Raw genomic sequence first — 26,886 nt, 5'->3', positions numbered from 1 at the left:
CCATGCCACTAGTATCGATGAAAGAAATGTTAGAAACGGCTAAAGAAAACCGTTATGGTGTTGGCCAATTTAACTTAAACAACCTTGAGTACGCTCAAGCTATCCTACAAGCTGCTGAAGAAGAGCAGTCTCCTGTAATCTTAGGTGTATCTGAAGGTGCAGCCCGTTACATGGGTGGATTTAACGTAGTAGTATCTATGGTTAAAGCACTTATGGATTCTTATGGTACAACTGTTCCTGTAGCAATTCACTTAGACCATGGTTCTAGCTTCGAAAAGTGTGCTGAAGCGATCCATGCTGGTTTCACTTCTGTTATGATCGACGCTTCTCACGATCCACTTGAAGAGAACATTGCTCTAACGAAAAAAGTTGTAGAGCTTGCTCATATTCATGGTGTATCTGTTGAAGCAGAACTTGGCCGTGTTGGTGGTCAAGAAGATGACATCATTGTTGACGATGCTGAAGCAGCTTACGCAATCCCATCTGAGTGTAAACAACTTGTTGACCAAACAAACGTTGACGTATTTGCACCAGCTCTAGGTTCTGTACACGGTCACTACAAAGGTGAACCAAACTTAGGTTTCGACCGCATGGAAGAAATCATGGGTCTTGTAGATAAGCCACTTGTACTACACGGTGGTACTGGTATCCCAACAGAAGATATCAAGAAAGCAATCCGTTTCGGAACTGCAAAAATTAACGTAAACACTGAAAACCAAGTTGCGCAAACACAAGCTTTTCGTGACACGCTAGCTGAAAAGCCAGAACTATTTGATCCTCGTAAATACCTTGGACCTGGTCGTGACGCGATCAAGCAAACGGTTATCGGTAAAATGCGCGAATTTGGTTCTTCTAACCAAGCATAAACTTCTAAAAGCTTAAGCACCCATTCAGCAACTTATGGACTGCCCCACACCATGTGGGCTTAAGTGCACGAGTCGTTGGGTGCTGAAGCTGGACAATAGATCGAAGCCGCCGTATTACTCGGCGGTTTCTCTTTTAGGGTCCTGAAAGCGTTTTAGTTTGAAAGGCCGAGTCATATTAGACTATTTAAAAAAGCTTTTTATATGGGATAAAGTAGAGGTGTGCATAAAAATGAAGCGTGCACTTTCTTAAATTCGGGTAATGAATCTAGACGACTAATGATAACACATGGGAGGAAATCAACTATGAAATTTTTTATTGATACAGCAAATATTGACGAAATCCGAGAAGCAAATGCTTTAGGCGTTTTATCTGGAGTCACAACCAACCCATCTCTTGTTGCTAAAGAGGGTGTATCTTTTCACGATCGTTTGAATGAAATTACGAAAGAAGTAGATGGTTCCGTAAGTGCTGAGGTAATTGCTGAGGATGTTGAGGGAATGTTAGAAGAGGCAAAGGATCTTGTTGCAATTGCACCTAATATTACCATTAAAGTTCCTATGACACTAGAAGGTTTAAAAGCTGTTAAAAAGCTAAGCGAAAAAGGGGTTAAGACAAACGTTACACTTATTTTCTCTGCTAACCAGGCGTTATTAGCGGCGCGAGCAGGAGCTACGTATGTATCTCCATTCTTGGGTCGTCTTGATGATATCGGCCAAGATGGAATGGAATTAATTAAACAAATCTCTGACATTTTCGATATTCATGGACTGGAAACAGAAATCATTGCAGCTTCTGTTCGCCACCCTATTCACGTAACAGAAGCTGCACTAAACGGTGCGCATATTGCTACGATTCCATTAAAAGTGTTAAAACAGTTAGTGAAGCATCCACTAACAGATGCGGGGATTGAAAAATTCCTTGCAGATTGGAAAAAACAAAGTTAGTATGAACATGGAAAAATTGTGTAAAATAAGGTTATCAAATTTTTCAACCTTCCAGATTTGAATTATAGGATTACCTTACATGAAAAGACGTTGCATTCACAAAAGTGAACATCGTTCTTTTCTGAAAGTTTGCCTAGGGAAGAAGGGAGTTCATCATGGAAAAACTGCTTGTTGAAGGTGGCAACTCTTTAAGGGGAGAGGTACGCGTTAGTGGAGCGAAAAATAGTGCAGTGGCATTGCTTCCAGCGGCAATTTTAGCTGAATCCCCAGTGACGATTGAAGGGTTACCCAACATATCTGATGTAGGCACTCTAAGTCATTTGCTAGAAGAAATAGGTGGCCAAGTATCGAAACAAGGTGAAGACATCTATATTGATCCATCTCGTATGATCTCAATGCCATTACCAAATGGGAAAGTGAAGAAACTACGTGCTTCCTATTACTTCATGGGGGCGATGCTAGGTCGTTTCAAAAAGGCTGTCATTGGCCTTCCAGGTGGATGTCATTTAGGACCTCGTCCAATTGACCAGCATATTAAGGGATTTGAAGCTTTAGGAGCAGAGGTAACGAATGAACAAGGCGCGATTTATTTACGTGCAGAGGAGCTTCGCGGTGCACGCATTTATTTGGATGTAGTCAGTGTAGGAGCGACAATTAACATTATGCTTGCTGCTGTAAAAGCTAAAGGAACAACCGTTATTGAAAATGCGGCAAAAGAACCTGAAATCATTGATGTAGCAACGCTTCTTGCAAGTATGGGAGCTAAAATTAAAGGTGCTGGAACAGATGTCATCCGTATTGAAGGAGTCGATAAATTAAATGGTTGTAAGCACACCATTATTCCTGATCGGATTGAAGCTGGAACCTACACGATTATGGCTGCTGCAATGGGTGAAGAGGTTTTGATCGATAACGTAATTCCTCAACATTTAGAATCTCTAATTGCTAAGTTAAGGGAAATGGGCGTATCAGTTCAGACTAGCGATGATCAAATGATTGTAAAACGGGATAAACCAATCTCAAGTGTGGATATTAAAACGCTTGTGTATCCAGGTTTTCCGACAGACTTACAACAACCGTTTACATCGTTGTTAACCCAAGCCTCTGGTACTGGAGTTGTGACAGATACGATCTATCAAGCACGTTTCAAACACATTGATGAGCTCCGCCGTATGAATGCGGATATAAAAGTAGAGGGAAGCTCAGCCATTGTGAATGGCCCTGTTTCGTTAGAAGGAGCAAAAGTAAAAGCAAGTGATTTACGTGCAGGAGCAGCTCTTATTGTAGCTGGCTTAATGGCTAACGGAGTTACTGAAATTACAGGCCTTGATCACATCGATCGTGGTTATGAAAACCTAACAGAAAAGCTCAATAATCTGGGAGCAAACGTATGGCGTGAACAGATGACTGAAGAAGAAGTTGAGCAATTTCAAAACTCATAAGAAAAGCGTAAGCGCCCGTTTAGCAACGAAGGGACTGGACTGAGCCCGTAGTACGATAAAGGAAACACGAAGAGCGTAGCGATTCCATGTTGACTTATAGTACGGAGGCGAGGGAAGTCCATTCGTTGCTGGGCGCTGAAGCTGGACAATAATAAAAGAGTTCGGCTGGTAAGTTTCTTCTGGAGACTAGCCGAACTCTGCTACATATAGAGAATGTTTCGTTTATTGAAAGGGGAAGTAAGACACAAAACAGAGAAGCACAAGGGGAGGAAGCAAGCGATGGAAAGAAGTTTAACAATGGAGTTAGTTCGTGTAACAGAAGCAGCCGCATTAGCATCAGCTCGCTGGATGGGAAGAGGGAAGAAGGACGAAGCGGATGACGCAGCAACAAGTGCCATGCGTGACGTTTTTGATACAATCCCTATGAAAGGGCGAGTTGTAATCGGAGAAGGTGAAATGGACGAGGCTCCTATGCTTTATATTGGAGAAACACTAGGTAACGGTTATGGTCCACGCGTGGACGTTGCAGTGGATCCTTTAGAAGGAACGAACATCGTAGCTCAAGGTACTTGGAATGCTTTATCCGTTTTAGCTGTGGCAGATCACAGTAAGTTACTTCATGCACCTGATATGTATATGGATAAAATTGCAGTTGGTCCTGAAGCTGTTGGAAAAGTTGATATTAATGCATCTGTAACAGAAAATTTGAAGGCGGTTGCAGCTGCTAAGAATAAAGATGTTGAAGATGTTGTAGCTATTGTTTTAAACCGTAAACGTCATCAAGGTATTATTGATGAAATTCGTGAGGCTGGTGCTCGTATTAAGCTCATTTCTGACGGTGATGTAGCTGCTGCCATCAATACAGCTTTCGATCATACAGGTGTAGACATTTTATTTGGTAGTGGTGGAGCGCCTGAAGGCGTTTTAGCTGCAACAGCATTGAAATGTTTAGGCGGTGAAATTCAAGGTAAACTGCTACCTGAAAATGATGAACAGAGAGCTCGTTGTGAAAAGATGGGGATTGATGACATCGATCGTGTTCTATACATGGATGATTTCTGTGGGGGAGACGATGCCATCTTTACAGCTACAGGTGTAACGGATGGTGAACTACTAAAAGGTGTTCAGTTTAAAGGCATGAAAGCCACAACTCAAACCGTGGTTATGCGTGCGAAATCAGGAACTGTTCGCTTCATTGACGGAAACCACTCTCTTAAAAAGAAACCGAATCTTGTTATAAAGTAACTACTCAAGGAGGTGCCTCTACCCTTAGCGGGTGGGCACCTTTCTAAATAGAAGTTCCAAAAATAAAAATTAGTTGAATAAAGGTATAGAAAAAGGTTAAAATGATAGATGTTAATTAAATGTATTAATAGTTTTTAAGCCCCGTTGGCAAACTTCCATTCTAGCTTCTAAAAATTTTCCTTCAAATGAGTATTTTTTGTCCCTGAAAACAGAAGCTATTTCAATTTTTCTTTTTCTTTCAAACGAATATTGAAGACCCACTGATCAGACGATTGAAACGAGCTATGTTCAATCGCAATTAAGGATCTTCGTTTTCCAGTAATGAATAAAATAAAATACAGGTGTGGTGATATTGTGTCTGCTTCATTATCTATTTCGCATTTAGAGACATTAAATTTAAAAGAGCTATACTCGCTCGCCAAAGAATATAGAGTTTCTTATTATGCGAAGCTGACAAAACGTGAACTTATTTTTGCTATTTTAAAAGCACAAGCTGAAAAAGATGGATTTCTTTTCATGGATGGTATTCTGGAAATTATCCCTTCTGAAGGATTCGGATTCTTACGTCCAATCAACTATTCGCCAAGTGCTGAAGATATCTACATTTCTGCTTCTCAAATTCGCCGTTTTGATTTAAGAAACGGAGATAAAGTATCCGGTAAGGTACGTCCTCCAAAAGAAAATGAACGTTACTATGGTCTTTTACATGTTGATGCAGTTAATGGTGAAAACCCTGAAACGGCTAAAGAACGTGTACACTTCCCAGCTCTAACGCCATTATACCCAGATGTTCAAATGGGGCTTGAAACAGAAAGTAAAAAGCTATCAACGCGTATCATTGATCTTATGACGCCAGTTGGTTTTGGACAACGTGGTTTAGTTGTAGCACCGCCAAAAGCTGGTAAAACCATGTTACTTAAGCAAATTGCAAACAGCATTTCTAAAAACCATCCAGACTCGAAGTTGATTATCTTACTTGTGGATGAGCGTCCAGAGGAAGTAACAGATATCGAGCGATCTGTGCAAGATGGTGTTGATGTTGTAAGCTCAACATTTGATGAGGTACCAGAAAACCATATTAAAGTATCTGAACTTGTTTTAGAACGTGCAATGCGTCTAGTAGAGCACAAAAAAGACGTTATTATCTTAATGGATAGTATCACGCGTCTTGCTCGTGCGTATAACTTAGTTATTCCACCAAGTGGCCGTACGCTTTCTGGTGGTATTGATCCAGCTGCATTCCACCGTCCAAAACGTTTCTTCGGTGCGGCACGTAACATTGAAGAAGGTGGAAGCCTAACGATTCTTGCTACAGCGCTAGTCGATACAGGCTCTCGTATGGATGATGTGATTTATGAAGAGTTCAAAGGTACAGGGAACATGGAATTACATCTTGATCGTAATCTTGCTGAACGACGTATTTTCCCAGCTATCGATATTATGCGTTCCGGTACACGAAAAGAAGAACTACTCCTTCCAAAAGATCACGTCGAGAAGATTTGGGCGATCCGCAAAACAATGGGAGACCAGCATGACTTTGTTGATCGATTCCTGCGTCGCTTAAAATCTTCTAAAAATAATGATGAATTTTTTCAAATTATGGATGAAGAAATGAAAGGGAAGTCGCATTCTCGCCGCTCGTAGCCATTTTAAAATAAAATGATAGGTTGCAACTTTAAAGTGACCTTGTTATAATCTTTCTATGTGAGTTTCGATAGAGGCTGATAGAAGTCAGCCATATACCGACTCTTAAAATAACTCTGTTCCCCAAGGGTTCAGGGCAATAAGGAGTGGAAAAGCATGAAGGAAGGACTTCACCCGAATTATCGTAAGGTAGTATTCCTAGACACTAGTTCTGATTTCAAATTTCTAACGGGTTCTACACTTAGCTCTGAGGAGACTATCGAGTGGGAAGACGGTAACACGTACCCATTAATCCGTGTTGAAATTAGTTCAGCTTCACATCCATTCTACACAGGTAAGCAGAAAGCTGACAAAGCTGGTGGCCGTGTAGATCGCTTTAAGAAAAAATACAACATTAAGTAAGTTTTTCTTACTTGAAATTAAAAAACAGGCAAATTGTCTATCCTTTTGCCTGTTTTTTTATACGTTAAGGAGTCTAAATTCATGATGTAGAGGCTTGTCAAACGACCCGTTCTCTCATATGATGAATAAAAGGCTGGTGACATTAACCAGTTTTATGCAATATTAATGTTTATAATGTTTTAGTAAATGATAAATGTACAACCTTTGAGAAAAGTCACGAAAGTAGAAGGGAGAGACCCGCTTGTGCATGTAATGAAACAAAGCGGTTGGCTCGAAGTGATCTGTGGTAGCATGTTCTCAGGAAAATCAGAAGAACTGATTCGCAGAGTACGACGTGCTACATACGGAAACCTTTCCGTACGCGTATTTAAGCCAATCATCGATAATCGTTATTCTGAAGAATCCATTGTCTCTCACAATGGAACGTCGATTTTAGCTCGTCCGATCGAACACTCTGAGGATATGTTTGACTACATTGATGAAAATGTCGATATCATCGGAATTGATGAAGTACAATTTTTTGATGAAAATGTTGTTGAGGTAGCACAAACCTTAGCTGAACGTGGACATCGTGTTATTGTGGCTGGACTTGATTTGGACTTCCGCGGGAAACCCTTCGCTTGTGTACCACACTTAATGGCATTAGCGGAATCTGTTACAAAGTTAAGCGCGATTTGTCCAGTTTGCGGATCCCCAGCAAGTCGCACACAACGTTTGATTGATGGCAAACCAGCTTCCTATGATGACCCTGTAATCCTAGTGGGAGCATCAGAATCATACGAGCCAAGATGCCGTCATCATCATGAAGTACCAAACAGACCCAGGCACATCTTAAAAGCAAAACAATCTCAGTAAACCTCGCTCTCGCAGCGAGGTTTTTTCTTATCCAAAAAGTGCCACTGGTAGTACAGATGCATGTGGGCAAGCTAATACCAAATCAGGTAAAAGGAGGACCCACAATGCGATTTATAATGGTAAGCATGACCATAATGATGGCACTTATACTAGGAGCTTGTGCAACAAATCCTCAAGGAACACAAGAAGTTCGTGACGTTCAATCCTTGAATAACAAAAATACGGACACGTTGAAAGATCACAACCCAACGAAAAATGGCTATAATCTGCAAAACGAAAGTCCAATGCAAATGAACCAAGTAGGCGAAACGTGGGGGCTTAAGCAAGACAAGCGAAAAATCTTTGAAGCAGTCGAAGAAGTTCCAAATGTTGAAGTTCGCCGTGTTAACTTTAACGGAAGCACAGCGCACGTACGCGTGAAAGCAACCGCTATAAGCGGAAGTGACGAACGTATTGCTTTAACGAACAAATTAAGAAGAAAAATCGAAGGCGCACTACCACGCTATAAAATCCGAGTTTATGTAAGTCAATAACCTAGACCATCCGCATGTTCTTTAGAACATGCGGATTTTTCTTTGAAGGTGAAAGCCCTCTGGGGGGAGCTGATTGCGCAGCTCTATTTTTTATGTTCACTAAATTGTCAAAACACTCTTCCCCTCTAAAGAGAGCGCATGTTTGAAGGACTTTGTATTTTTCCCCTGTGATTTACTTCACATCATTGAAAAACGTTATCAATTAAGCTGAAGACAAACTTATATAAAGGGGATGATCACAATGGCAGATTCAGGGTTGGATCACAGTAAAGAATTGGACCAAGAATCTAATACATCATCGAAAGGAACGTACTTTTCGCTTGGCGTTTTGGCCGCAGTAATTTTAATTACGTATTTCATTTTATACGGACTTTATATGATTCGACTTTAAAGGGGGGGATAGAACATGAGTAGATCTGAAATTATATGGCTTGCACTAAGTTTTGGTATGTTAATGGCTTTCATGCTTGCTACAGGATATCAAACCTTTGCTTTGGAAATGGGTCCACCTAGTCACGGTGAGACAATCGATCCACAGAGGGTAGATGAAACAGCACCATTCGATCAACCAGGGATTAAAAAAATTGGAGAAAATGAATATGAAGTTGTTATGACTATGCAAATATTTAGTTTTAACCCAAGTGATATAGAAATTCCTGCAGGTGCAACAGTTCATTTTATTTTAACTTCAAAAGACGTAACGCATGGTTTTCAGGTAGCTGGTACAAATATTAATGCTATGGTTATGCCTGGTCATATTCAAAAAATCACTCAGAAATTTGATCGTCCTGGTGAATATTTGGTTTTATGTAATGAGTATTGTGGGGCAGGTCACCAATTGATGAGTACAAGGATTTATGTGAAATAAAGGGGGGGTAACAATGGAAACAGCTCTTAATGAATCCTATATACAAAAAGTAAATCGGTACATGGGACTTCAGCGTGAGGATGCTAGAATATCGAAATCATATCTATTTGTAGCGTTTGTAGCATTACTGCTTGGGGGGGTATTAGGGTTATTACAAGGACTTAATCGTGCAGGGATGTTAGAACTCCCTTCATGGTTAAATTATTATCAGATTTTAACGGCACACGGAGTGTTACTAGTTCTTGTGTTAACGGCCTTTTTTACGATCGGTTATTTTTATGCCGGTCTGTCTCACACATTAGGAGGTCTTCTTCCAAAAGTAAGAAAGATGGCGTGGATTGGGTTTAGTTTGAAGATTGTTGGTTTTGTGTTTGCCGTTATTCCAATTCTGATGAATCAAGCGTCTGTTTTATATACGTTCTATCCTCCAATGGCTGCATCACCTTATTTCTACATTGGATTAGTGCTTATTATTGTAGGGGTGTGGATGTGTGCGTTTGGGGCATTTATCAATGTTGCTCATTGGAGAAAGTACAATCGCGGACAAAGTTTACCGATTTTTTCATTCTTTGCAACAGGTGTGTTTGTTCTCTTGTTTTTTGGGAGTATTCCTGTAGCCATAGAGGTTTTCATGATTATTCCTTGGGCTTTCGGATGGGTAGAAACGATTAATGTGATGTTAAGTCGGACCCTGTTTTGGGCATTTGGACATACATTGGTTAACATCTGGTATCTGACAGCAGTCTCTGCATGGTATGTAATTGTTCCGAAAGTTATAGGAGGTCGCCGTTTTAGTGATACATTAACTCGTATTGTGGTTATTCTGCTTGTTGTTATGAATATACCGGGTGGTTTTCATCATCAAATCGTTGATCCCGGCATCTCACAAGAAGTGAAATTCTTACATGTCTTTATGAGTCTTTCAATTGCATTCCCATCATTAATGACGGCATTTGCAATGTTCTCTGTATTTGAGCGGACAGGTAGGAAGAAAGGGGGAAAAGGTTTATTAGGTTGGTACAAAAAACTACCTTGGGGTGATGTTCGGTTCTTGGCCCCTATGATAGCCATGATTGCCTTCATAGTTGGCGGCGCTGGTGGGATTGTTCAATCAACGAACCAATTGAACCAAGTCGTGCATAACACGATGTGGATTGTAGGCCATTTTCACATAACGGTAGGAACTTCGGTTATCTTAACATTCTTCGGGATTAGTTATTGGTTAATTCCTTATATTTCTAATCGTACATTAACTCCTAAGATCAATCGATTAGGAGTCATTCAGACTATCATTTGGACAGCTGGAATGCTGTTTATGGCAGGGGCTATGCACTATGTTGGGTTACTTGGTGCACCGCGCAGAACGTCTTATACCACTTATGGAGAAAGTGCTACTGCATTGGGGTGGGACCCATTCATGATCTTGATTGCAATCGGTGGGGTTCTATTAATTGTAGGTGTACTGCTTCAAGTGTATGCTGTTTTCCATCTCATGTTCCGTGCTCCGAAAGGGGAAACAGAATTTCCGATCGCTGAAAGGGAAGAACATGATACCTATACTCCATATTGGACAGAACGTTGGGGAAATTGGATTGTGATTATGCTATTACTGATTGCCATGGGATATGTGATTCCAATTGTGGACTTCACAATCAACGCTCCCCCAGGATCACCACCTATTAAAACGTGGTGATGAAACATAAAGAGGTAGTCTTTTCATAGACTATCTCTCTATTTTTTTAACATTAGAAGGTGGTGGTCGTGGTGGTGAATAATAGACATCAAGGAGTGGCTCTGCTACTTGTATTACTATTTGGAGGTATATTGTTCTATCTAGGAACAGATGGGTTTCGCGTATTTACTGCAGAAGAAGCTAGAGTGAATCAATTAATGGAGGAAAAACCACAGCTTCCGGAAATAACATTAGAGGATAGTGAAGGGCAATCATACCTCTCCTCTAAATTTAAAGGGAAATATGTGTTGATGACGTTTTTTTACACAGCTTGTTCAACAGTTTGTCCTCAGCTAGAAAGAAATATGGAACGTGTCTATGATCGTATCCCGAAGACATACTTAGGAGAAGATATTGTATTTTTAAGTGTTAGTTTTGACACAAGTCGGGATGATCCCGCTACGTTACATTCCTATCAAAAATATTTCAAGGTGGATGGAGATACGTGGAGGATGGTAAGGGTTCCGGATTCAGTTGAATTGGAATCGTTATTAGATGTGTTTGGTGTTATTGTGATTCCTGATAATAATGGGAATTTCGCGCATAATTCTGCCTTTTATTTAGTGAATCGAAAAGGGGCTCTTACGGAAGTCATGGATTATACGAAAGTTGAAGAAGCAGCGGATACAATTGTTGCACTGCTTGAACAAGGGGGAGGAAAGAAATGAAACAATCATTAATCGGCCTCTTACTTTTCATCATTTTATCACTTCCTCCTGTGGTGACATTATTAGAATCAATTATGATCGTTCATATGCACATGCAAATGCCGTTGTTGGTCATTGCTGGGGCCTTATTTGGTCGTTACTTTCAAATTCAGTTCCCTCACTTTTGGGAAAAATGGAATGGTAATGGAGTACCTGGAATTACGTTATTTGTCATAATCGCAGTCTATTGGAGTATTCCGCGGACTATGGATGATGCTTTAACGTATCCAAGTGTAGAAGTATTTAAGTTTATGAGCTTATTTTTATTAGCGGGAGTGCCTCTCTATGACAGTTGGAAGAGACTTAAAGTTACATTAAAAAAATCTGTCTTCATCTTGTTCACAATATTGTTTTTAGGCTTGGGGTGGCTATATCTGAATGCCACTCAACAATTGTGCAACAACTACTTGCTCATCGATCAAATCACACTTGGCTGGGGATCTGCAGCTATGGGTGTATGTCTTGCAATTTATTTGTTATACACGACCTTTACGGATCCCTCTAAATACGAATGAGGTGTAGTGTGGATGACTTTGAAACAAGAATTTATATCTTTTCACTCTCTTATGAAAGGAATAGAAAACTCTAGCAACAAGGCTTGTCGCTAGAGTTTCTTTATTTTGTTAATCAATTTCGTTTAGGAAATGGCTCTTGGAAATAAAATATTATTTTCTAAGTGAATGTGCTCGAATAGATCTTGTTCTAGTGCTTCTAGTCTTTGATAGACGAGACGATACGTGCCACATGCATCATGGGGAGGTGTAAAGTCATTCGTAACTTGACGCATTTCCTTTAGAAGGTTTCCAGCATGCTGATGTTCTTCCTCTAAGCTTTCCACCACTTTCATTAATTTCTCTTGATTTTCAATGCTTGGAATTTGTTCGTACTCCAGAAGTAAAGGGAAGTCTTCAAATTCTTCTTTTATAAGGTGTTGCTCAAGCTCTATCTTGAGTTCATTAAATAGTTTATGGATAGTGCCTAAGTGTGGCTGGGATTGTCCGTGCACACGGAAGACTTTAGTGACATAGGGACTTAGCTGTGGTAGTTCTTCATTCAAATATTTATGATGTTTGTTAACGATGTGATTAATTAACTCTTGTGAAGAGGATGAATTCCAATCAATGTTTTTTTCTTGTAATGCCTTCGTATCTTGATAGAGTGTGTTTAATTGTTCCACTACTTCTTCAGAAGATAAGCCTCTTTCCTGAATGGCTTCAACAAGCGGGCGGTTACCTCCACAACAGAAATCAATTCGATAAGACTTAAATAAATCACTTGCTCGTGGGAATTGAGTGACAATATCTCGGATGATGGACGTTTCGCTAAAGGTTTGTTGCATGATAATCCCTCCATAATGGTTTGTGAATGTGTTTCTAGAAAAAGCATACCAATGAAACGTTTACGTTCTTGTGATATGAGTCACAATTCGTGGTAGGATTTTCTAACATTCTGTGAACATCATGAGAATTAGACGATAAGATCCCTTTCTAATGTAGCGGGGTGGATGATGTAATACCCTTTTTCATCTATTTTTAATAGGTTTTGTTTCTTTAATTGATTTAATGTTCGACTAACGGTTTCTCTTGTTGTACCAATCATTTTGGCAAGTTCTCGGTTCGTGAAATGGGTCGTGAGGATAAAATGATCCCCTGATTGACGTCCATTGGTTTTAGAGAGGCGAATTAATAGCTTTATGACTTGCTCGTACGTATTATTCAGGATTTTTTCTTCCAGGCGATCGTGTAAATCAATAATCTTTTCTCCAAGTACTCGAAATAACTTGATACAAAGCTCCGGATATAGAATGAGAATATTTTCAAATTCTTTGATGGGTGTCACAATTAACTGAGCTTTTTCCACGATCTCAGCATTGGCTGGAAAGTCACCTCCCCTAAAGAATCCTGCGTGAGGAAACATTTCACCGGACTGTAGAACAGACACAATTTGTTCCTTTCCAGATTGATCCATCTTGTAAATCTTCACAGTACCGGAATGTATGAAAAATACTCGATCCAGTTTATCCCCTTGCATAAACACAATGGATCTAGGGTTGTAAATTCTGCATGAGGAGATTTCAATAAAAGGGTCTAGTTCTGATTCTGATAGTTCTTTAAATAAGGGCACAGTTCGGAAATGATCCTTGATCTCATTACGATTCATTCTGTGTACACCTCTCTATAGATTTGATTTAGATGTGGCTTTCTTTTCTCTCATACTTTGTGGAATGTAAATACATGCAGGTTCACTCTCTAAATAATCCCCTGTTAAAGCGTATGCCCGAGATCGAGACCCTCCGCATACAAAGCGGAATTCACATTGACCACATTTCCCTTTATATAAGTCAGGGTTTCGTAATTCTCTAAAAATGGAGGAATTTCGATATATATCTGGTAAAGGTGTTTCTCGGACATTTCCTGCCTTAATGGGTAGAAGGCCACTTGGATAGACATCCCCAATATGAGAGATAAACACAAAGCCATTCCCGTCATTCACACCATGTGGTGCCCGTCCAAGACCATCAAATTGTCCTGTTTTACCCTCATGCAAAGCATTGGAGTACATAATTTCTTTATTCTTGTCTTTGTTTTTACGCATTTTATCTGAGATCACCACACGTCTATAGTGCTGGGCAGCAGTGGTTTTGATATCAAATGATACTCGGTTGCTTAAATCATTAAGCCAGCGAAAAACTTTTTCGTGCTCGACTGGTGAGATCATATCTTTGCTTTGCCCTCTTCCAGTAGGAACAAGGAAAAAGACACTCCAAAGCACACAATCTAACTGTTCAATTAATGATGCCATTTCTTCTAAGACATCAATATTGTATCGGGAAATAACCGTGTTTATTTGTAGTGGAAGTTTTAGTTCATGTATATAGTCAATTGCGTTCATTGTTAAGTCAAATGACCCTGATGTTCCCCGGAAGTGATCATGGATCTCTGCAGTCGGTCCATCTAAACTAAAGGCCCACCGTGAAAGACCAATATCCTTCGCTTTTTTGATAGCTTCTTTGGTCACATTTGGGGTTGCACTAGGTGTCATAGATACACGAACCCCCTTCTGAATCGCGTATGAGGCAATATCATACACATCTGGTCTCATTAATGGGTCTCCACCAGTGAAGACCAACATAGGGTTATCCATTTCATAAATCGAATCAATTAATCTTTTGCCTTCCTCAAAATCAAGTTCTAATGGGTGACGTTTGTATTGTGCTTCTGCTCGACAGTGAAGACAATGTAATTCACATGCTCTCGTTAGTTCCCAGATGACAATAAAAGGATTTTCATTAAAGTCTCTGTTCCTCATATATACCCCTCCAATTTATCTATAAGTCAATCGTATAAAAAGATAGGGTCGAAGTAAGTGAAATACATCACATCCTTCATCTGATTCTGGGTCTATAATAAACCTATACTTATAAAAGAAGGTGAAGAGATGAAGTTATTACTACCGAAACAACATGGAGCATGGGCCATGCTGCTTGTTCCTTTTATTTTAGGTATTACGTCTAGTGAATTCTCTTGGGTTCACTTGCCATTATTGTTGGGCTGGTTGGGACTCTATTTATCTACTTATCCTATGCTTATGGTTTTTAAAGGGAAGAAAAGGGACCTTCATTTGAAATGGACGGGGATTTATATGGGGATTGCTATTATATTTCTGGTTGTCGTACTTCTTAATGAATGGAGAATGATGATCTTTGGGTTGTTCATGTTGCCTTTATTTCTCATTAATATTTACTATGCTAAGAAGAAAAAAGACCGTGCATTTGCTAATGATGTAACAGCTATTATTGTGTTTTGTATTGGTGGAGCGGCAAGCTATTATCTTGGGGCAGGAACATTAGATATGAAGGGATGGAGTGTTGTTTCTCTATCGTTTTTATTTTTTTTAGGAAGTACATTTTATATTAAAACCATGATTCGGGAAAAGAAGAATGCAAAATTTAAATGGTACTCCTGGATATATCACGTCCTATTAATCATAGGAGTTGTTTTGATTACAGGTTCTTTCATGTGGGGGATTCCCTTTATCCCAAGTGTAATTCGAGCTTTTGTTCTATATGGTAAGAAGCTTACGATTATGCAAATTGGTATTATCGAGATTATAAATTCATTATATTTCCTCGTTGTTTTAATCATATTGTTGTAGGTTACGTGTTTGATTTTAATGCATCAATATAAAAAACCCATGTCTCTTCTATGTAGGAGGCATGGGTTTCTTGTATTAATGAGCTTTCTGGGCAATCATATTATCCACTCTTGCAGCTAACTGATCATAATGGTGAGAAAGGTTTGAATTTCCTTCGTAAATGGATGGAGTTTGAGTCATCTCATTTGGTTCTTCAATCGGTAAACGAGCTAACACGTCTGTATCTAATGTATCAGCTAAAAGATCCCCGCCATCTTTTCCAAAAATATAGTATTTCTCACTCTTATCCTTGGGTTGGAAATAAGACATGTTCTCTACAATTCCTAAAATATCGTGATTTGCTTTAATCGTCATTTTTCCTGCTCGCTCAGCTACAAGTGATGCGGTCTGATGAGGAGTTGTAACGATAATCTCTTTACTTTGCGGGATATGGTGATGTAAATCTAAGGCAACATCTCCTGTGCCTGGTGGCATATCAATGATGCAATAGTCTAATTTCCCCCACGTTACATCATTTTTAAAATGTTCTACCATTTTTCCGAGCATCGGTCCTCTCCAAACGACGGGATCATTATCTTTAACGAGAAATCCCATGGACATAACCTTCACGCCATGTGACTCAATTGGAATGATTCGTCCATTGAAGGTTTTCGGTCGATTGGTAAGGTTCATCATCTTAGGCACGCTGAATCCGTAAATATCAAGGTCTATTAACGCCACATCAAATCCTTTACGAGCTAAGGCAATGGCTAAGTTGACGGAGACGGTGGATTTTCCTACCCCACCTTTCCCACTTGTTACTGCAATAACTTCTCCTGATAACATTGTTCACACCTCGTTCATAATTTTATAAAAAAATCTTTCCCTGTGATGTATTTCACAGTCGTTAAACTTACATTTTTGTACACTGAGGATAGTTGATCATAGCAATAAGGACGTAGTGTCTATAGATAATGTAACAAATGATGTATGAATTAGATGTTAAAAAAGTCACAGGGGGGCTTATAAATAATGAAATCTTTAGAGAGGTCGTTTTATTCCAAGAGTAGTAAATATTCGTTCATTGTTGTCTTACTGCTGTTTTTCTCCATATGGATAGGGACAGAGAATTTTTTGCATTTTGATATGGCTTTAATGGGATATCTTATTTCTTCCCTTATCTTTGCTATTGGTTTAACGATTCGTATGAGTTCTTGGTTACTACGACCAGCTACAAGGCAAGTGATCCAGCGTAGCTTACAGAATTTAAGGCAACGTAAGTATAAGCGGAGAAATATGAAGGCAATCTTGAAAACAGCTTTTGAAAATATCTTTTTACAGAAATTTATTTTTAAAAGAGGAATATATAGAGGCGTACAGCACTTTCTAATCGCATGGGGGTGTATAGGGTCATTTGCTATCACGTTTGGCCTTACCTTTGGTTGGATGCACTTTGAACTGGTGGATCCAGAAACCTACACGATTGTCGTCATGGGGGTTGAAACCATTTCAATGGCAGCTCATGGTTTTTTTGCTGAAATGGTTTATAACGGATTAAATATTACAGCTTCAATGGTTCTAATCGGTGTATGCATGGCATTGACTAGGAGAATTGTTAATGAGGATGTCAAGGTAACGCAGCGAGCAGAATTTGATTTATTTCCATTATTCCTACTTTTAGCCGTGACAGTTACAGGGTTACTGTTAACCGTTTCTTACGTCTTATTAGATGGTTGGATGCATCATTATATGACGCTTGTACACCAGGTAACCGTTGTGGTTTTACTGATTTATTTCCCATTTGGGAAGCTATTCCATTTACCGATCCGACCACTCACAACCGCTGTTCCGATGAACTATCAAGAGGAATGGAAAGTTGACACCCGACCATGCTTGCGATGTGGTACGGTGTACAGTTCAGATCCACAGGTAAGTGACGTAAAGGAAATCTTGAGCGTGCAACAGTTTGATCTACAACTAGAGGATGGTTCGTATCTATCTGATTACTGTCCGGCTTGTAGAAGAAGGATTCGTGTTATGAAGCAATTAAATAATCAGCCACACCTCCAACAGGGACATAACCCGATTTTAACGCGCAATGGTTCTGAAATGTCCGGTTTTGGTGGCAGACGAACAGATGATTATTATAATTTTCCAGAGCACGTTCAAAAAGAGCTGAAACAGTATAAAGAAGAGGGAGGAAACGAGTGATGAGTGATTTTATAGCAAAAGAAGGAGTTCAGAATCTTCATAAACCAGGTGAAAAATTAATTACCACACATTGTTGCTATTGTGGTATGCAATGTGGCATGCATATTCGAGTGAATAAAAGCACAGGAAACGTTGTGGGAGTGGAACCAAGATACGACTGGCCGGTTACGAACGGTAAAATGTGTCCGAAAGGTGTAACTGCTTATCAAACGATTGATCACCAGGACCGTATTAAAAAGCCTTTGATTAAAAAGAACGGCAAATTTGTAGAATCCACTTGGAAAGAAGCTCTCGATTTAATTGAAAAGAACTTTAAAAGACTTCAAGAAGAAAGTGGAAAAGATGCTCTGTCAGTTTTTGGTGGGGTATCAATGACAAATGAAAAGTGTTATTTGGTTGGTAAATATGCTCGTGTCGGACTAGGGACTCGTTACATTGATTATAATGGACGTTTCTGCATGAGTTCAGCAGCCGGAGGGTTTATTCAAACATTTGGTGTAGACCGTGGATCGACGCTACCTTGGACTGAGCTTGAACACAGTGATTGCTTCTTTATTGCAGGTTCAAATACCGCAGAATGTCACCCAACAAGCATCCAATGGTTTTGGAAAGCAAAGGATAAAGGAGCTAAACTCATCGTAGCGGACCCTCGTGAGACACCGACAGCTCGAGTGGCAGACGTTCACTTAGATTTAAAACCTGGTACTGACTCTGCACTTGCGAATGGTATGCTTCATTTAATTATTAAAGAGGGGTATGTGGATGAGGAGTACGTTTCAAAACGATGCAATAACTTCGAAGAGTTAAAACAAAATGTAGAGAAATTCACTCCTGAATATACCTCTGAGATTACAGGAGTGGCAGTGGAGAAACTTATTAAAGCAGCACATATTTATGGGATGTCTCCACGTTCTGTAGTCATGTTTGCCCGAGGCGTAGAACAACAATCTAAAGGGGTAGACAATGTTCGTTTATATAGTTCGATGGCACTCCTTAGGGGACAAGTCGGAAAATTCGCATCTGGTGTAGCTACATTTACGGGACAGGGGAATGGCCAAGGCGGAAGAGAACATGGTCAGAAATCCGATTTATTACCAGGATACCGTAAGCTTACAGATCCAGCCGCTGTGGAATACATTTCAAGTATTTGGGGGATCGATCCGAGTGAAATGCCGAAGCCGGGGGTCTCAGCCTATGAAATGTTTGGGGAGATTGAAAAAGGAAATATTCGTGGCATGCATGTCATTTGTTCAAACCCAGCCGTTTCAGCACCGAATCTTGAGCATATTTGGAATGGCTTTAAGAAGCTAGATTTTCTTGTCGTAAGTGACTTCTTCTTATCTGAAACAGCTTCCTTTGCAGATGTTGTTTTACCAGCGACTACATGGGCAGAAGATGAAGGAACGACTACCAATATTGAAGGTAGAGTTATTCGAATTCGAAAAGTAACAGAGCCTATAGGGGAGTCCAAACCAGATTGGGAGATTTTAAGCTTAATTGCTGAAAGAATGGGGAAAGGAAAGCACTTTTCATATAAAAAAGCCGGTGAAATATTTGAAGAATTTCGCTTAGCTACTAAAGGTGGAAAAGCTGATTATTACGGAATTACTTGGGATCGTATCGATAAAGAAAATGGAGTGTTCTGGCCGTGCCCTTCAGAGGACCATCCAGGAACACCAACGATGTTTGAAGAATCCTTTTATACAGAGAATGGGAAAGCAAACCTTGGGATAGTGGGTTGGAAAGAGGCCGGAGAAGTACCAACTCAAGATTATCCACTGTTTCTAACTACAGGGCGTGTCGTATTCCACTATTTATCAGGTAATCAAACAAGACGTGTGGACTTCTTAATGGAACAATGTCCTGAGCCTTTTGCTGAAATGCATCCGGCGTTAGCAAGTCGATATCAACTGGAAGATGGAGACATGGTAAAACTGAAAACACCGCGTTCCCATATGACAGTTAAAACGAAAATTACGAAGGCTATACGGAAAGACACAGTATTTGTCCCTTATCACTGGGGGAAAGAGTTAGCGGTTAATCAACTCACAAGTGACTGTCTAGATCCTGTATCTAGAATGCCTGAATTTAAAGTGTGTTCGCTGCAGATCGAAAAATTACCTACAAAGAAAGGGGTTCTAACTCGTGAATAAAATTATGTACTTAGAGTTTGAACGATGTATCGGGTGCCGTGCTTGTCAAGCGGCTTGTCGTGAGTGTGGGGACCATGATGCTAAGGAACGAAATTATGTAGAGTATGTAGATTTTACAGAGAGTCGCCAAACGTACCCAATGCTTTGTATGCAGTGTAAAGATCCTGCTTGTGCACGCGTTTGTCCCGCTAACGCAATTCAAATTACGGATGAAGGTGTCGTTTTATCAGCAATGGAAGAGAAATGTATTGGTTGCCGCAACTGTACATTTGGTTGCCCATTTGGGATTCCAAAGTTCGATTTTGAAGAGAATAAAATGTATAAATGCGATATGTGTTATGACCGATCCAAACATGATATTGCTCCAATGTGTGCATCTGTTTGTCCAAGTGAAGCTATTCGCTTCATTGATTTTGATGAGATGCAACAGTTACGCAGAAGACGTTCCCAAATGAATCTGGTAGAGGGGAAGAAGCCTCAAGAAGGAAACAAGTGGGAGTATGTTCCTGAGTTCTTTGGAGTTTATACGGATTAATAAGGAGGCTGGATATCTTGTCAAAAGAGCAAAAAGGAAAACGAAATCAAAAAGAATCAAGAGATGATATGGTCGGGCTCATCAACAACTTGGAACGTGATGACGATTTAAAATTTAACCGAAGATCTTTTCTGAAATCTGCAGTTGGAGCAACTGTTACATTAGGTGTAGCTACTTTACCTTTTTCTGTTCTAGCACTTAAGGATAAGGAAAAGGATGACAATAGAAAAGAAATTGCGAAACTAGCTGATATTCCAAAAGACAGTGCGATAAACTTCCAGTATCCTAGTGAGAATGAGCCAGCGATTTTAGTTCATACAAAGGATGGAGAATTAAAAGCATATAATAATAAATGTACACACTTACAATGCCCTGTTTTCTATGAAAAAGAGGAATCTGTGCTACTTTGTCCATGTCACCGAGGATTTTTCAGCGTTGATAACGGTCACCCTTTAGCAGGTCCGCCCCAAAGAGAGTTACCTTTAATTGATATTCAAGTTGAAAATGGAGTTGTGTACGCAGTAGGAAGGCAGATCCGACATGGGTAAAAAAATCTATTGGATTATTATTTTCATTACACTAGCTGTGAATGTAGTTGCGTTACAATGGACGATTGAATCGTTTTTCGGAGAAGAATACAAACATGTCCTCACATATTCGATTATTAGTATCATTTCTTCTTTAATATGTGTCGTAACGTTTTGGCGCTGGAGAAAGCAAGAATATAAATGATAGAACAAGGAAAAAGAATTCACTCCGGATAAAGGTTATCTATCCGGAGTGAACTCTTTTAAGTACAATATCAAGAATCAATAGGTATCTATAATATATTGACTTGTTCTTCAACTAAAGCCCCCTTATGTGGAAGACTTGGTTTCGAGATAAAGTGTGGTGGAGGTCCGTTGCTTTTATGAGAGGTAGGGGTTCATTGAAACGGCGATACTCCTGCTGCCCCACACGACGTGGGGTAGGTCGACGTTGCCACACGATGTGGCGGTCTTAGTCGATCTTCCTTGTTTACTTTGAGCCTGTTCACTCCGTTCTCTGTGGGGTCTGATCTGCCCTTTCTACCACTGGAGTTCGCCGTTTCCTTCACCCCTTGCGATTATGGAGGTTAACGGACCCTAGGGGGAGATCATTTAATCTCATGCATAAGGAAAAGTTATTATAGATGCTAAAACCCTCTACATATAAGCCTTTAGATCACTTTTATGCATATAAAATTTGACCACTTATTCTAAAGCAGAAAACCATACGATAGCTGCGGTTCCGTTCATCTCCATTCGGCTAAGGTAGGCTGGGAAACGGGCTGACCCCTCCGGAAAAACGGGCGAGCGAGACCCCGAAAGGAGCGCAGCGGATGAGGAGGCTCGATCGGTCTTCCGGGGAAAGCAGCCCGTTCCACAGCCCGCCGATCCCCACAAAAGCAACGGAACCTCTCCGCACCAACTTATTCCACATTACTACCAGTTAGTGTAAGTACATTCTTTCACAAACTCTTTCAATATAGTTTAGCCTAAAACCTTATCAACCCCGGTATTCTTAAAATTAGTGATACATATAGAGAGCGAAGTTTACGTATTAATTTTTTCAAACAAAGAACTTTCTGTTTCATTAAAAAAATTACTTGTTCGTTACCATTCATTCGTCGGTTCTATTTTTAAATCGGTACCTGAATAGGACTTCTCACCAAATAATGTAATGATTGAACATTCAATTATAGTTAGGTGTTCAGTGTCCCTTTTGTAGTCTACAAACATTCCTGAACCTAGCTCGTTTTCCTTTTGATCGAGTATTCGAACCTTCTGCCCTTCAAGGGTTTTCAATCTAGCATCCTGCAGGAATTTATACCATTTCGACCAGTTGGTTATAATATAAGCGCCCTCACCGTCTTTTAAATATCCTAACAAGCTGTTCGAGTCATCATAATGAGTTCCAAAAAACTGTATGAGCTCCATGATCTTTTGGTGGATGGTAGAAAATTGTTCAAGGTTGAGTTGAGGTGAGAACATTAGTGTAAGCTTCTGATTGGCCTCATTAAGACTAACGGTAATTTGTTCTTGTTTGTTCGGTTTGTACACCATGTCTCCGTTATTCTCCTGAAACCCCTTTGACTTCAGTATTTTCTCTATATCATTTAGGTCTGATGTTTGGAGTTCAACTGATAGCATTTGTGTAAGCCTCCTTGTGCTATTTTCTAAGCACATATCATAATCTTATTCTTATTATATGAAATCGTAAACGTTACCGTCTGTGATGTTTGTTACACCATGAATATTCATAGGTTAGCGTAATTAACAACAAGAGAGGGGATGATGTAACCGTTCTTATAAGAAGATTTCTGCATTCAATCCATAAAAAAAGCTTCTTATGAGGTAAGAAGCTCTTTTTCTTTAATATAATAGTCTACGTGTCTGGATTAAGCTCTACTATCCACTCTATTTGTAGGAGATTGTTGGGGTGTTAAACGTTCTTGTTCATCTTTGCGATACATCGTGTATAACATGAGCATGGCGATTAAAGTGGTTATAGCAACCCACCAAAATCCATATGAATAAGAGTCAGTGACCTGTTTGAAAGTTCCTAGGATATTGGGTAAGAAAAAGCCTCCTAAACCACCTGCTGCACCTACAAATCCGGTTAAAAGCCCAACTTCTTTAGGGAATTTAACGGGAATGACCTGGAACAAAGCACCATTCGCTGTCCCTAAAAAGACTAAGGTAAGGAATAACATGGCTAGTGCAATGTAAACAGGTGGCAACATCCCGACAACTCCCAAGCATATCGTAGCCCCTGAGAAGAGGAATACAAGCATAATCATTCCGCCCCATTTGTCTGCCAAAAAACCTCCGATTGGACGTACAAAACTTCCTGCAAATACAACGAGTGTTACAAAGTCACCAGCTTGTACTTTACTTACACCATACTGATCAAAGAAAAATATCGTTAAATAACTTGTCAAACCTACAAATCCGCCGAAAGATAAACTATAAAAGAAAGCAAACAGCCATGGTTCTTTTCGTTTAATGACGCTAAAGTACTCTTTAGCATTCTGAGGTCGCTTCGCAGTTGGACAATCCTTGGCAAAAATAGCGAATACAGTGAAAGCTATGATTAAAGGGATTAGTGCAACTCCAAATACGAAGTTCCAACTATAGATTTCAGCTAACCTTGGCCCGAAGAAAGTTGCAATAACAGTTCCACTATTACCGGCACCCGCAATTCCCATTGCTAAGCCCTGATGCTCAGGCGGATACCATCTACTCGCTAGTGGTAAAGCGACAGCAAAACTAGCACCGGCTACACCTAGTAAGAAACCCAGTGCATACACTTCACTTAAAGAATCGGCAAACAACCATCCCCAACCGAGAGGGATCATGGTTAATGTCATTCCAATTAACCCCATCTTTTTGCCACCAAACTTATCAGCTAAGAGACCCATTGGAATTCGGAGTAATGCACCTCCTAAAACAGGGATACCTACCATCATCCCTTTTTGAGCTGGTGTCAAGTTTAGATCTTCTACAATAAAATTACCTGTAGCACCTAAAATAACCCAAATCATGAAACTTATATCAAAATATAAAAATGAGGAAGCGAGCGTGGGGGTGTGTCCGCTTTTCAAGAAACTTTTTAACCTCATAGTTCATCCTCCTCTTCTTTTAATCTCGTATGGTTAGCATTTTATTTCAGCATTTTTTCTGGAGTACCAAAACCATGTAATGAACAAGCTGATTACATAGTAAATGATAAAGATGTATAAAGCTAAATTAGCAGTACCAGTTGAGTCAATAGACCATCCAAATACTTTAGGAATTAGAAAAGCGCCATATGCAGCAATAGCAGCAATAAAACCTAATACTGGTGGTGATTGCTTTTCAGGGAAGATGAACGGAACCATACGAAACGTTGAACCATTCGCAATTCCAGTTGTTAAGAATAAGATCAGGAACATAATTAAGAATCCAGTAAAGTTTTCGGCATTTAAGAAGTAAACGACTCCAAACGTAGCGCCAATCATGACGACAATGTCCCAAAATGTAACAAGAGAACCACTTTTCACTTTGTCTGATAACCAACCACCCACTGGACGAATACCAGCACCAAGTAAAGGACCTAAAAATGCTAAGCCCACAGCTCCATCCACATTCGAGAATTCAGAATTAATTAGTAATGGGAAAGCAGCAGAGTAACCAATGAAAGATCCGAAACACATTGTGTAGAGCCATGTCATAATCCAAGTATGTTTATTTTTGAAAATAATGGACTGTTCTTTAAAGGACTGCTTCGTACCCGGAAGGTTATCCATTCCCCACAAGGCGACAAGCGTAATAATAATAATAGGGATAACCCAAATAAAAGCCGCATTCTGAATCCAAACGGTTTTACCTTCATCTAACGTTTGGGAACCACCTGTCATTGCTCCAATAAACCCTAACCCAAGTGCAATAGGAGTGATGAATTGAACAGCACTAACACCTAGATTTCCTAGTCCAGCATTAAGCCCATTTGCAGTTCCTTTTAGCTTCTTAGGGAAAAATGGGCTAATATTTGCCATAGAAGAAGAGAAGTTACCTCCCCCAATACCACAAAGGGCAGCAAGAATCGCCATGGTTACAAAAGGTGTTTCTGGATTTTGTACTGCAAACCCTATTCCAATGGAGGGAATTAATAAAGCCCCTGTGCTGATCACAGTCCAGTTCTTCCCTCCAACCATGCCTGGCATAAATGTAAAGAAGATTCGGAACGTAGCCCCTACTAAACCTGGTAAAGCAGCGAGTGTGAATAACTCACTATTTGTAAAATTAAAGCCAACACTGTTTAAGTTAACCGCAACGACAGACCAAATTTGCCAAACTGCAAAAGCTAAGAATAAAGCGATAACAGATATGGTTAAATTTCGGTTAGCGTGCTTTTTACCTTCTGTTACCCAAAAGGTTTCATTCTCTGGATCCCAATGATTTATTCTGGAAGATTTACGAGTTGATTCTAAAGTGTGATTGTGAGAAACATTTGAATTTTTCATCTAAATTAACCCCTTTCGTACCTTTGATACTTGAATAGTACCAAAAGGGGGGAGTATTTGGGTGTGAAGTATATCACATGGAATGTGGACACTTTTTGAACAAGATTTTATTCATGGGATTGTTCAATTTGCTTTGTTAATGTTTCAAATGAATGGATTAATTTATTTTGTAAAGAGCGTAATAGATTTCTTTTTAACAAGGGGTGGCTTATTGTTAACTCTTTAATAAGATGAAGAGGAATTTGTAAGCACACTGTATTAGATGCCGCGCTGAGTACAGGTTCATGTGTATTGGTAAAAAGTAAGGATACTTTCGATACGGTATCGCCAGGTTCCATAGTGCAAACCTGATGAGTAACAGTTTTTGTCATAAAAGAAAGAGTCAGTTCACCCTTTAAAATAATGAGTAGGTCATCTTCCGTTAATAGAGAGCCTACGTTATCTGAGGGTTGAAATTCGATTAATTTGGATGCCTTAAAAACACGTTTAAATACCTCATGATCGATATCCTTAAAGATGGTTATATTTTTTAAGTTAAATACGTACTCAGATTTTAGCACGATACCCTCTCCTCACTGACCTTTATACAACAATGATAAAGACTAAATCAGAATAAATCTGTGATAATCTTCACATGAGTTAGTTTATTTGTTTGCTTCAAAAAAGCTAGCAAGCCAAAAAAAGGTTTGCTAGCTTATCGTGCATTAATCAATGACACATATATCTACTGGACAGTGATCGCATCCAATTTCTGTTCGTAAATATTGTATATCTTTAATGAGGATTTTGCCTTCTTTATTCATTTGAATAATGTCTTTTTTCTTAAGGTCATTCAACATTCGATTAATACTCTCACGGGTAGCTGCACAGAATTTAGCAATTTCCTGATTGGTTAAGTGCATATCAATTAGTCTTCCTTCTTTTTGCTGAATACCATAACTATTTGAAAAGCGAATGAGGGTTGAATAGAGGGCGCCTTTTTTTCCGTTCATCACAAGGTCTTTTATTTTCGATTGATTAATACGAAGAAGGTTCGTCATCCACTTCATAAATTCAAAAGTAAGTCTGGCATTTGAAAGCAATTCCTTCTCAAGTTGATCCTTTTGGATAATTAAGATTTCACATCGTTTCAAGGCATAGGCGTTTAACATATATTTGGCTTCATCCGTAAACAGGGTTAACTCTCCAACAATATCGCCTTCTTGACATGTACGTAAATTCAACTCATTTCCTTGTGGAGTTAATTTGCTTATTTGGATATAACCACTTTGAATGACATATAATTCATGTGCTTCTTCTCCCTCTTGGAATAAAAAGCTTCTTGCGTCGATTGTTTTCGTTGTGCTGATGGATTTAAGAAGAGAGGTTAAGTCATCTGAAATACATTCTAAATCACTTTTTCTGCTAGTGTTTTCTAACAAACTCTGCACCTCCAATTAATTATTAAATCTGTAACGTACCAAATCTTTCCTTTAGAGTAACACTCCTTGATACTACAAACAATGGAGTTTCTTACTATAAAACGTAATGTTTTATGAACAAATTAAGGCGATTTGGTGACGTGTGATAAACATCACCATTCCGGCAT

General features: G+C 39.5%; 28 protein-coding genes. 19 read left to right on the top strand and 9 right to left on the bottom strand.

The features are described 5' to 3' along the window. Positions 1-2 precede the first annotated feature (2 nt). From fba to GS400_RS18230, 13 genes are all read left to right on the top strand, one after another. Positions 3-866, top strand: a complete 864-nt coding sequence (fba, locus tag GS400_RS18290; protein ID WP_160104158.1) for a class II fructose-1,6-bisphosphate aldolase — start codon at positions 3-5, stop codon at positions 864-866. Between the two features lie 303 nt (positions 867-1,169). Further along, the gene (gene fsa, locus GS400_RS18285; RefSeq protein WP_160104157.1) at positions 1,170-1,811 is read left to right on the top strand and encodes a fructose-6-phosphate aldolase; all 642 of its coding nucleotides are present in this window, start codon (positions 1,170-1,172) and stop codon (positions 1,809-1,811) included. Between the two features lie 155 nt (positions 1,812-1,966). Further along, positions 1,967-3,253, top strand: coding sequence for a UDP-N-acetylglucosamine 1-carboxyvinyltransferase (locus GS400_RS18280; RefSeq protein WP_160104156.1), 1,287 nt, complete (start codon positions 1,967-1,969; stop codon positions 3,251-3,253). Positions 3,254-3,532: 279 nt separating this feature from the next. Beyond that, on the top strand, positions 3,533-4,498 hold the full coding sequence (gene glpX / locus GS400_RS18275; RefSeq protein ID WP_160104155.1) for a class II fructose-bisphosphatase: 966 nt from the start codon (positions 3,533-3,535) through the stop codon (positions 4,496-4,498). A 354-nt stretch (positions 4,499-4,852) separates the two neighbouring features. Continuing rightward, positions 4,853-6,142, top strand: a complete 1,290-nt coding sequence (gene rho / locus GS400_RS18270) for a transcription termination factor Rho (RefSeq protein WP_236561044.1) — start codon at positions 4,853-4,855, stop codon at positions 6,140-6,142. Positions 6,143-6,298: 156 nt separating this feature from the next. Continuing rightward, the gene (locus tag GS400_RS18265; protein WP_160104153.1) at positions 6,299-6,544 is read left to right on the top strand and encodes a type B 50S ribosomal protein L31; all 246 of its coding nucleotides are present in this window, start codon (positions 6,299-6,301) and stop codon (positions 6,542-6,544) included. A gap of 243 nt (positions 6,545-6,787) precedes the next feature. Further along, positions 6,788-7,399, top strand: a complete 612-nt coding sequence (locus tag GS400_RS18260; RefSeq protein ID WP_160104152.1) for a thymidine kinase — start codon at positions 6,788-6,790, stop codon at positions 7,397-7,399. A gap of 104 nt (positions 7,400-7,503) precedes the next feature. Then, positions 7,504-7,932, top strand: a complete 429-nt coding sequence (locus GS400_RS18255; RefSeq protein ID WP_160104151.1) for a hypothetical protein — start codon at positions 7,504-7,506, stop codon at positions 7,930-7,932. A 241-nt stretch (positions 7,933-8,173) separates the two neighbouring features. Further along, the gene (locus tag GS400_RS18250) at positions 8,174-8,323 is read left to right on the top strand and encodes a hypothetical protein (protein ID WP_160104150.1); all 150 of its coding nucleotides are present in this window, start codon (positions 8,174-8,176) and stop codon (positions 8,321-8,323) included. A gap of 15 nt (positions 8,324-8,338) precedes the next feature. After that, positions 8,339-8,800 (top strand): cytochrome c oxidase subunit II, encoded by a 462-nt coding sequence (locus GS400_RS18245; protein ID WP_160104149.1) that lies wholly within the window; start codon positions 8,339-8,341, stop codon positions 8,798-8,800. 13 nt (positions 8,801-8,813) lie between these two features. After that, positions 8,814-10,493, top strand: a complete 1,680-nt coding sequence (locus tag GS400_RS18240; RefSeq protein ID WP_160104148.1) for a cbb3-type cytochrome c oxidase subunit I — start codon at positions 8,814-8,816, stop codon at positions 10,491-10,493. A 71-nt stretch (positions 10,494-10,564) separates the two neighbouring features. Further along, entirely contained in the window at positions 10,565-11,200 is a 636-nt protein-coding gene (locus GS400_RS18235) for an SCO family protein (RefSeq protein ID WP_201450122.1), read from the top strand. After that, complete coding sequence (locus tag GS400_RS18230; RefSeq protein WP_160104147.1) at positions 11,197-11,754, top strand: hypothetical protein; 558 nt, start codon at positions 11,197-11,199, stop codon at positions 11,752-11,754. The genes GS400_RS18235 and GS400_RS18230 overlap by 4 nt, the downstream gene beginning before the upstream one ends. A 122-nt stretch (positions 11,755-11,876) precedes the next feature. Here GS400_RS18230 and ric read toward each other — a convergent pair whose 3' ends face one another. From ric to GS400_RS18215, 3 genes are all read right to left on the bottom strand, one after another. Then, positions 11,877-12,578 (bottom strand): iron-sulfur cluster repair di-iron protein, encoded by a 702-nt coding sequence (ric, locus tag GS400_RS18225; RefSeq protein WP_160104146.1) that lies wholly within the window; start codon positions 12,576-12,578, stop codon positions 11,877-11,879. A 128-nt stretch (positions 12,579-12,706) separates the two neighbouring features. Further along, on the bottom strand, positions 12,707-13,399 hold the full coding sequence (locus GS400_RS18220; protein ID WP_160104145.1) for a Crp/Fnr family transcriptional regulator: 693 nt from the start codon (positions 13,397-13,399) through the stop codon (positions 12,707-12,709). Positions 13,400-13,414: 15 nt separating this feature from the next. After that, positions 13,415-14,548, bottom strand: coding sequence for a TIGR04053 family radical SAM/SPASM domain-containing protein (locus GS400_RS18215; protein ID WP_160104144.1), 1,134 nt, complete (start codon positions 14,546-14,548; stop codon positions 13,415-13,417). A gap of 129 nt (positions 14,549-14,677) precedes the next feature. Here GS400_RS18215 and GS400_RS18210 point away from each other — a divergent pair, with 129 nt between their 5' ends. Continuing rightward, positions 14,678-15,394, top strand: coding sequence for a YwiC-like family protein (locus tag GS400_RS18210; RefSeq protein ID WP_160104143.1), 717 nt, complete (start codon positions 14,678-14,680; stop codon positions 15,392-15,394). Positions 15,395-15,469: 75 nt separating this feature from the next. Here GS400_RS18210 and GS400_RS18205 read toward each other — a convergent pair whose 3' ends face one another. Further along, positions 15,470-16,219 carry an Mrp/NBP35 family ATP-binding protein gene (locus tag GS400_RS18205; protein WP_160104142.1) on the bottom strand — a complete coding sequence of 250 codons (750 nt, stop codon included), beginning with the start codon at positions 16,217-16,219 and terminating at the stop codon, positions 15,470-15,472. 186 nt (positions 16,220-16,405) lie between these two features. On the opposite strand from GS400_RS18205, the gene GS400_RS18200 reads away from it, so the two are divergent. The 5 genes from GS400_RS18200 to GS400_RS18180 are packed head-to-tail and all read left to right on the top strand — an operon-like array spanning position 16,406 to position 21,004. Then, complete coding sequence (locus tag GS400_RS18200) at positions 16,406-17,584, top strand: MFS transporter (protein ID WP_160104141.1); 1,179 nt, start codon at positions 16,406-16,408, stop codon at positions 17,582-17,584. Continuing rightward, the gene (gene fdhF / locus GS400_RS18195) at positions 17,584-19,737 is read left to right on the top strand and encodes a formate dehydrogenase subunit alpha (RefSeq protein WP_160104140.1); all 2,154 of its coding nucleotides are present in this window, start codon (positions 17,584-17,586) and stop codon (positions 19,735-19,737) included. The genes GS400_RS18200 and fdhF overlap by 1 nt, the downstream gene beginning before the upstream one ends. Further along, positions 19,730-20,272: a 4Fe-4S dicluster domain-containing protein gene (locus GS400_RS18190; RefSeq protein WP_160104139.1), complete on the top strand. Its 543-nt coding sequence runs from the start codon at positions 19,730-19,732 to the stop codon at positions 20,270-20,272. Before fdhF ends, GS400_RS18190 begins: the two co-directional genes overlap by 8 nt. 17 nt (positions 20,273-20,289) lie before the next feature. Beyond that, a complete protein-coding gene (locus tag GS400_RS18185; protein WP_160104138.1) occupies positions 20,290-20,820 on the top strand; it encodes a QcrA and Rieske domain-containing protein in 531 nt (176 codons plus the stop codon). Further along, positions 20,813-21,004: a hypothetical protein gene (locus GS400_RS18180; protein ID WP_160104137.1), complete on the top strand. Its 192-nt coding sequence runs from the start codon at positions 20,813-20,815 to the stop codon at positions 21,002-21,004. Before GS400_RS18185 ends, GS400_RS18180 begins: the two co-directional genes overlap by 8 nt. Positions 21,005-21,906: 902 nt before the next feature. Here the strand turns inward: GS400_RS18180 and GS400_RS18175 are convergent. The 5 genes from GS400_RS18175 to GS400_RS18155 form a co-directional block, all read right to left on the bottom strand. Then, complete coding sequence (locus GS400_RS18175) at positions 21,907-22,443, bottom strand: hypothetical protein (protein ID WP_160104136.1); 537 nt, start codon at positions 22,441-22,443, stop codon at positions 21,907-21,909. 248 nt (positions 22,444-22,691) lie between these two features. Next, positions 22,692-23,915, bottom strand: coding sequence for a nitrate/nitrite transporter (locus tag GS400_RS18170; protein WP_160104135.1), 1,224 nt, complete (start codon positions 23,913-23,915; stop codon positions 22,692-22,694). Positions 23,916-23,948: 33 nt separating this feature from the next. Further along, on the bottom strand, positions 23,949-25,298 hold the full coding sequence (locus tag GS400_RS18165; RefSeq protein ID WP_160104134.1) for an MFS transporter: 1,350 nt from the start codon (positions 25,296-25,298) through the stop codon (positions 23,949-23,951). 107 nt (positions 25,299-25,405) lie between these two features. Next, on the bottom strand, positions 25,406-25,858 hold the full coding sequence (locus GS400_RS18160; protein WP_160104133.1) for a cyclic nucleotide-binding domain-containing protein: 453 nt from the start codon (positions 25,856-25,858) through the stop codon (positions 25,406-25,408). Between the two features lie 144 nt (positions 25,859-26,002). Next, positions 26,003-26,719 carry a Crp/Fnr family transcriptional regulator gene (locus tag GS400_RS18155; protein WP_160104132.1) on the bottom strand — a complete coding sequence of 239 codons (717 nt, stop codon included), beginning with the start codon at positions 26,717-26,719 and terminating at the stop codon, positions 26,003-26,005. Positions 26,720-26,886 lie beyond the last annotated feature (167 nt).

Source organism: Pontibacillus sp. HMF3514, from assembly GCF_009858175.1.
Taxonomy (GTDB): Bacteria; Bacillota; Bacilli; order Bacillales; family BH030062; genus Pontibacillus.
This window is presented reverse-complemented; position numbering and strand designations above follow the sequence as displayed.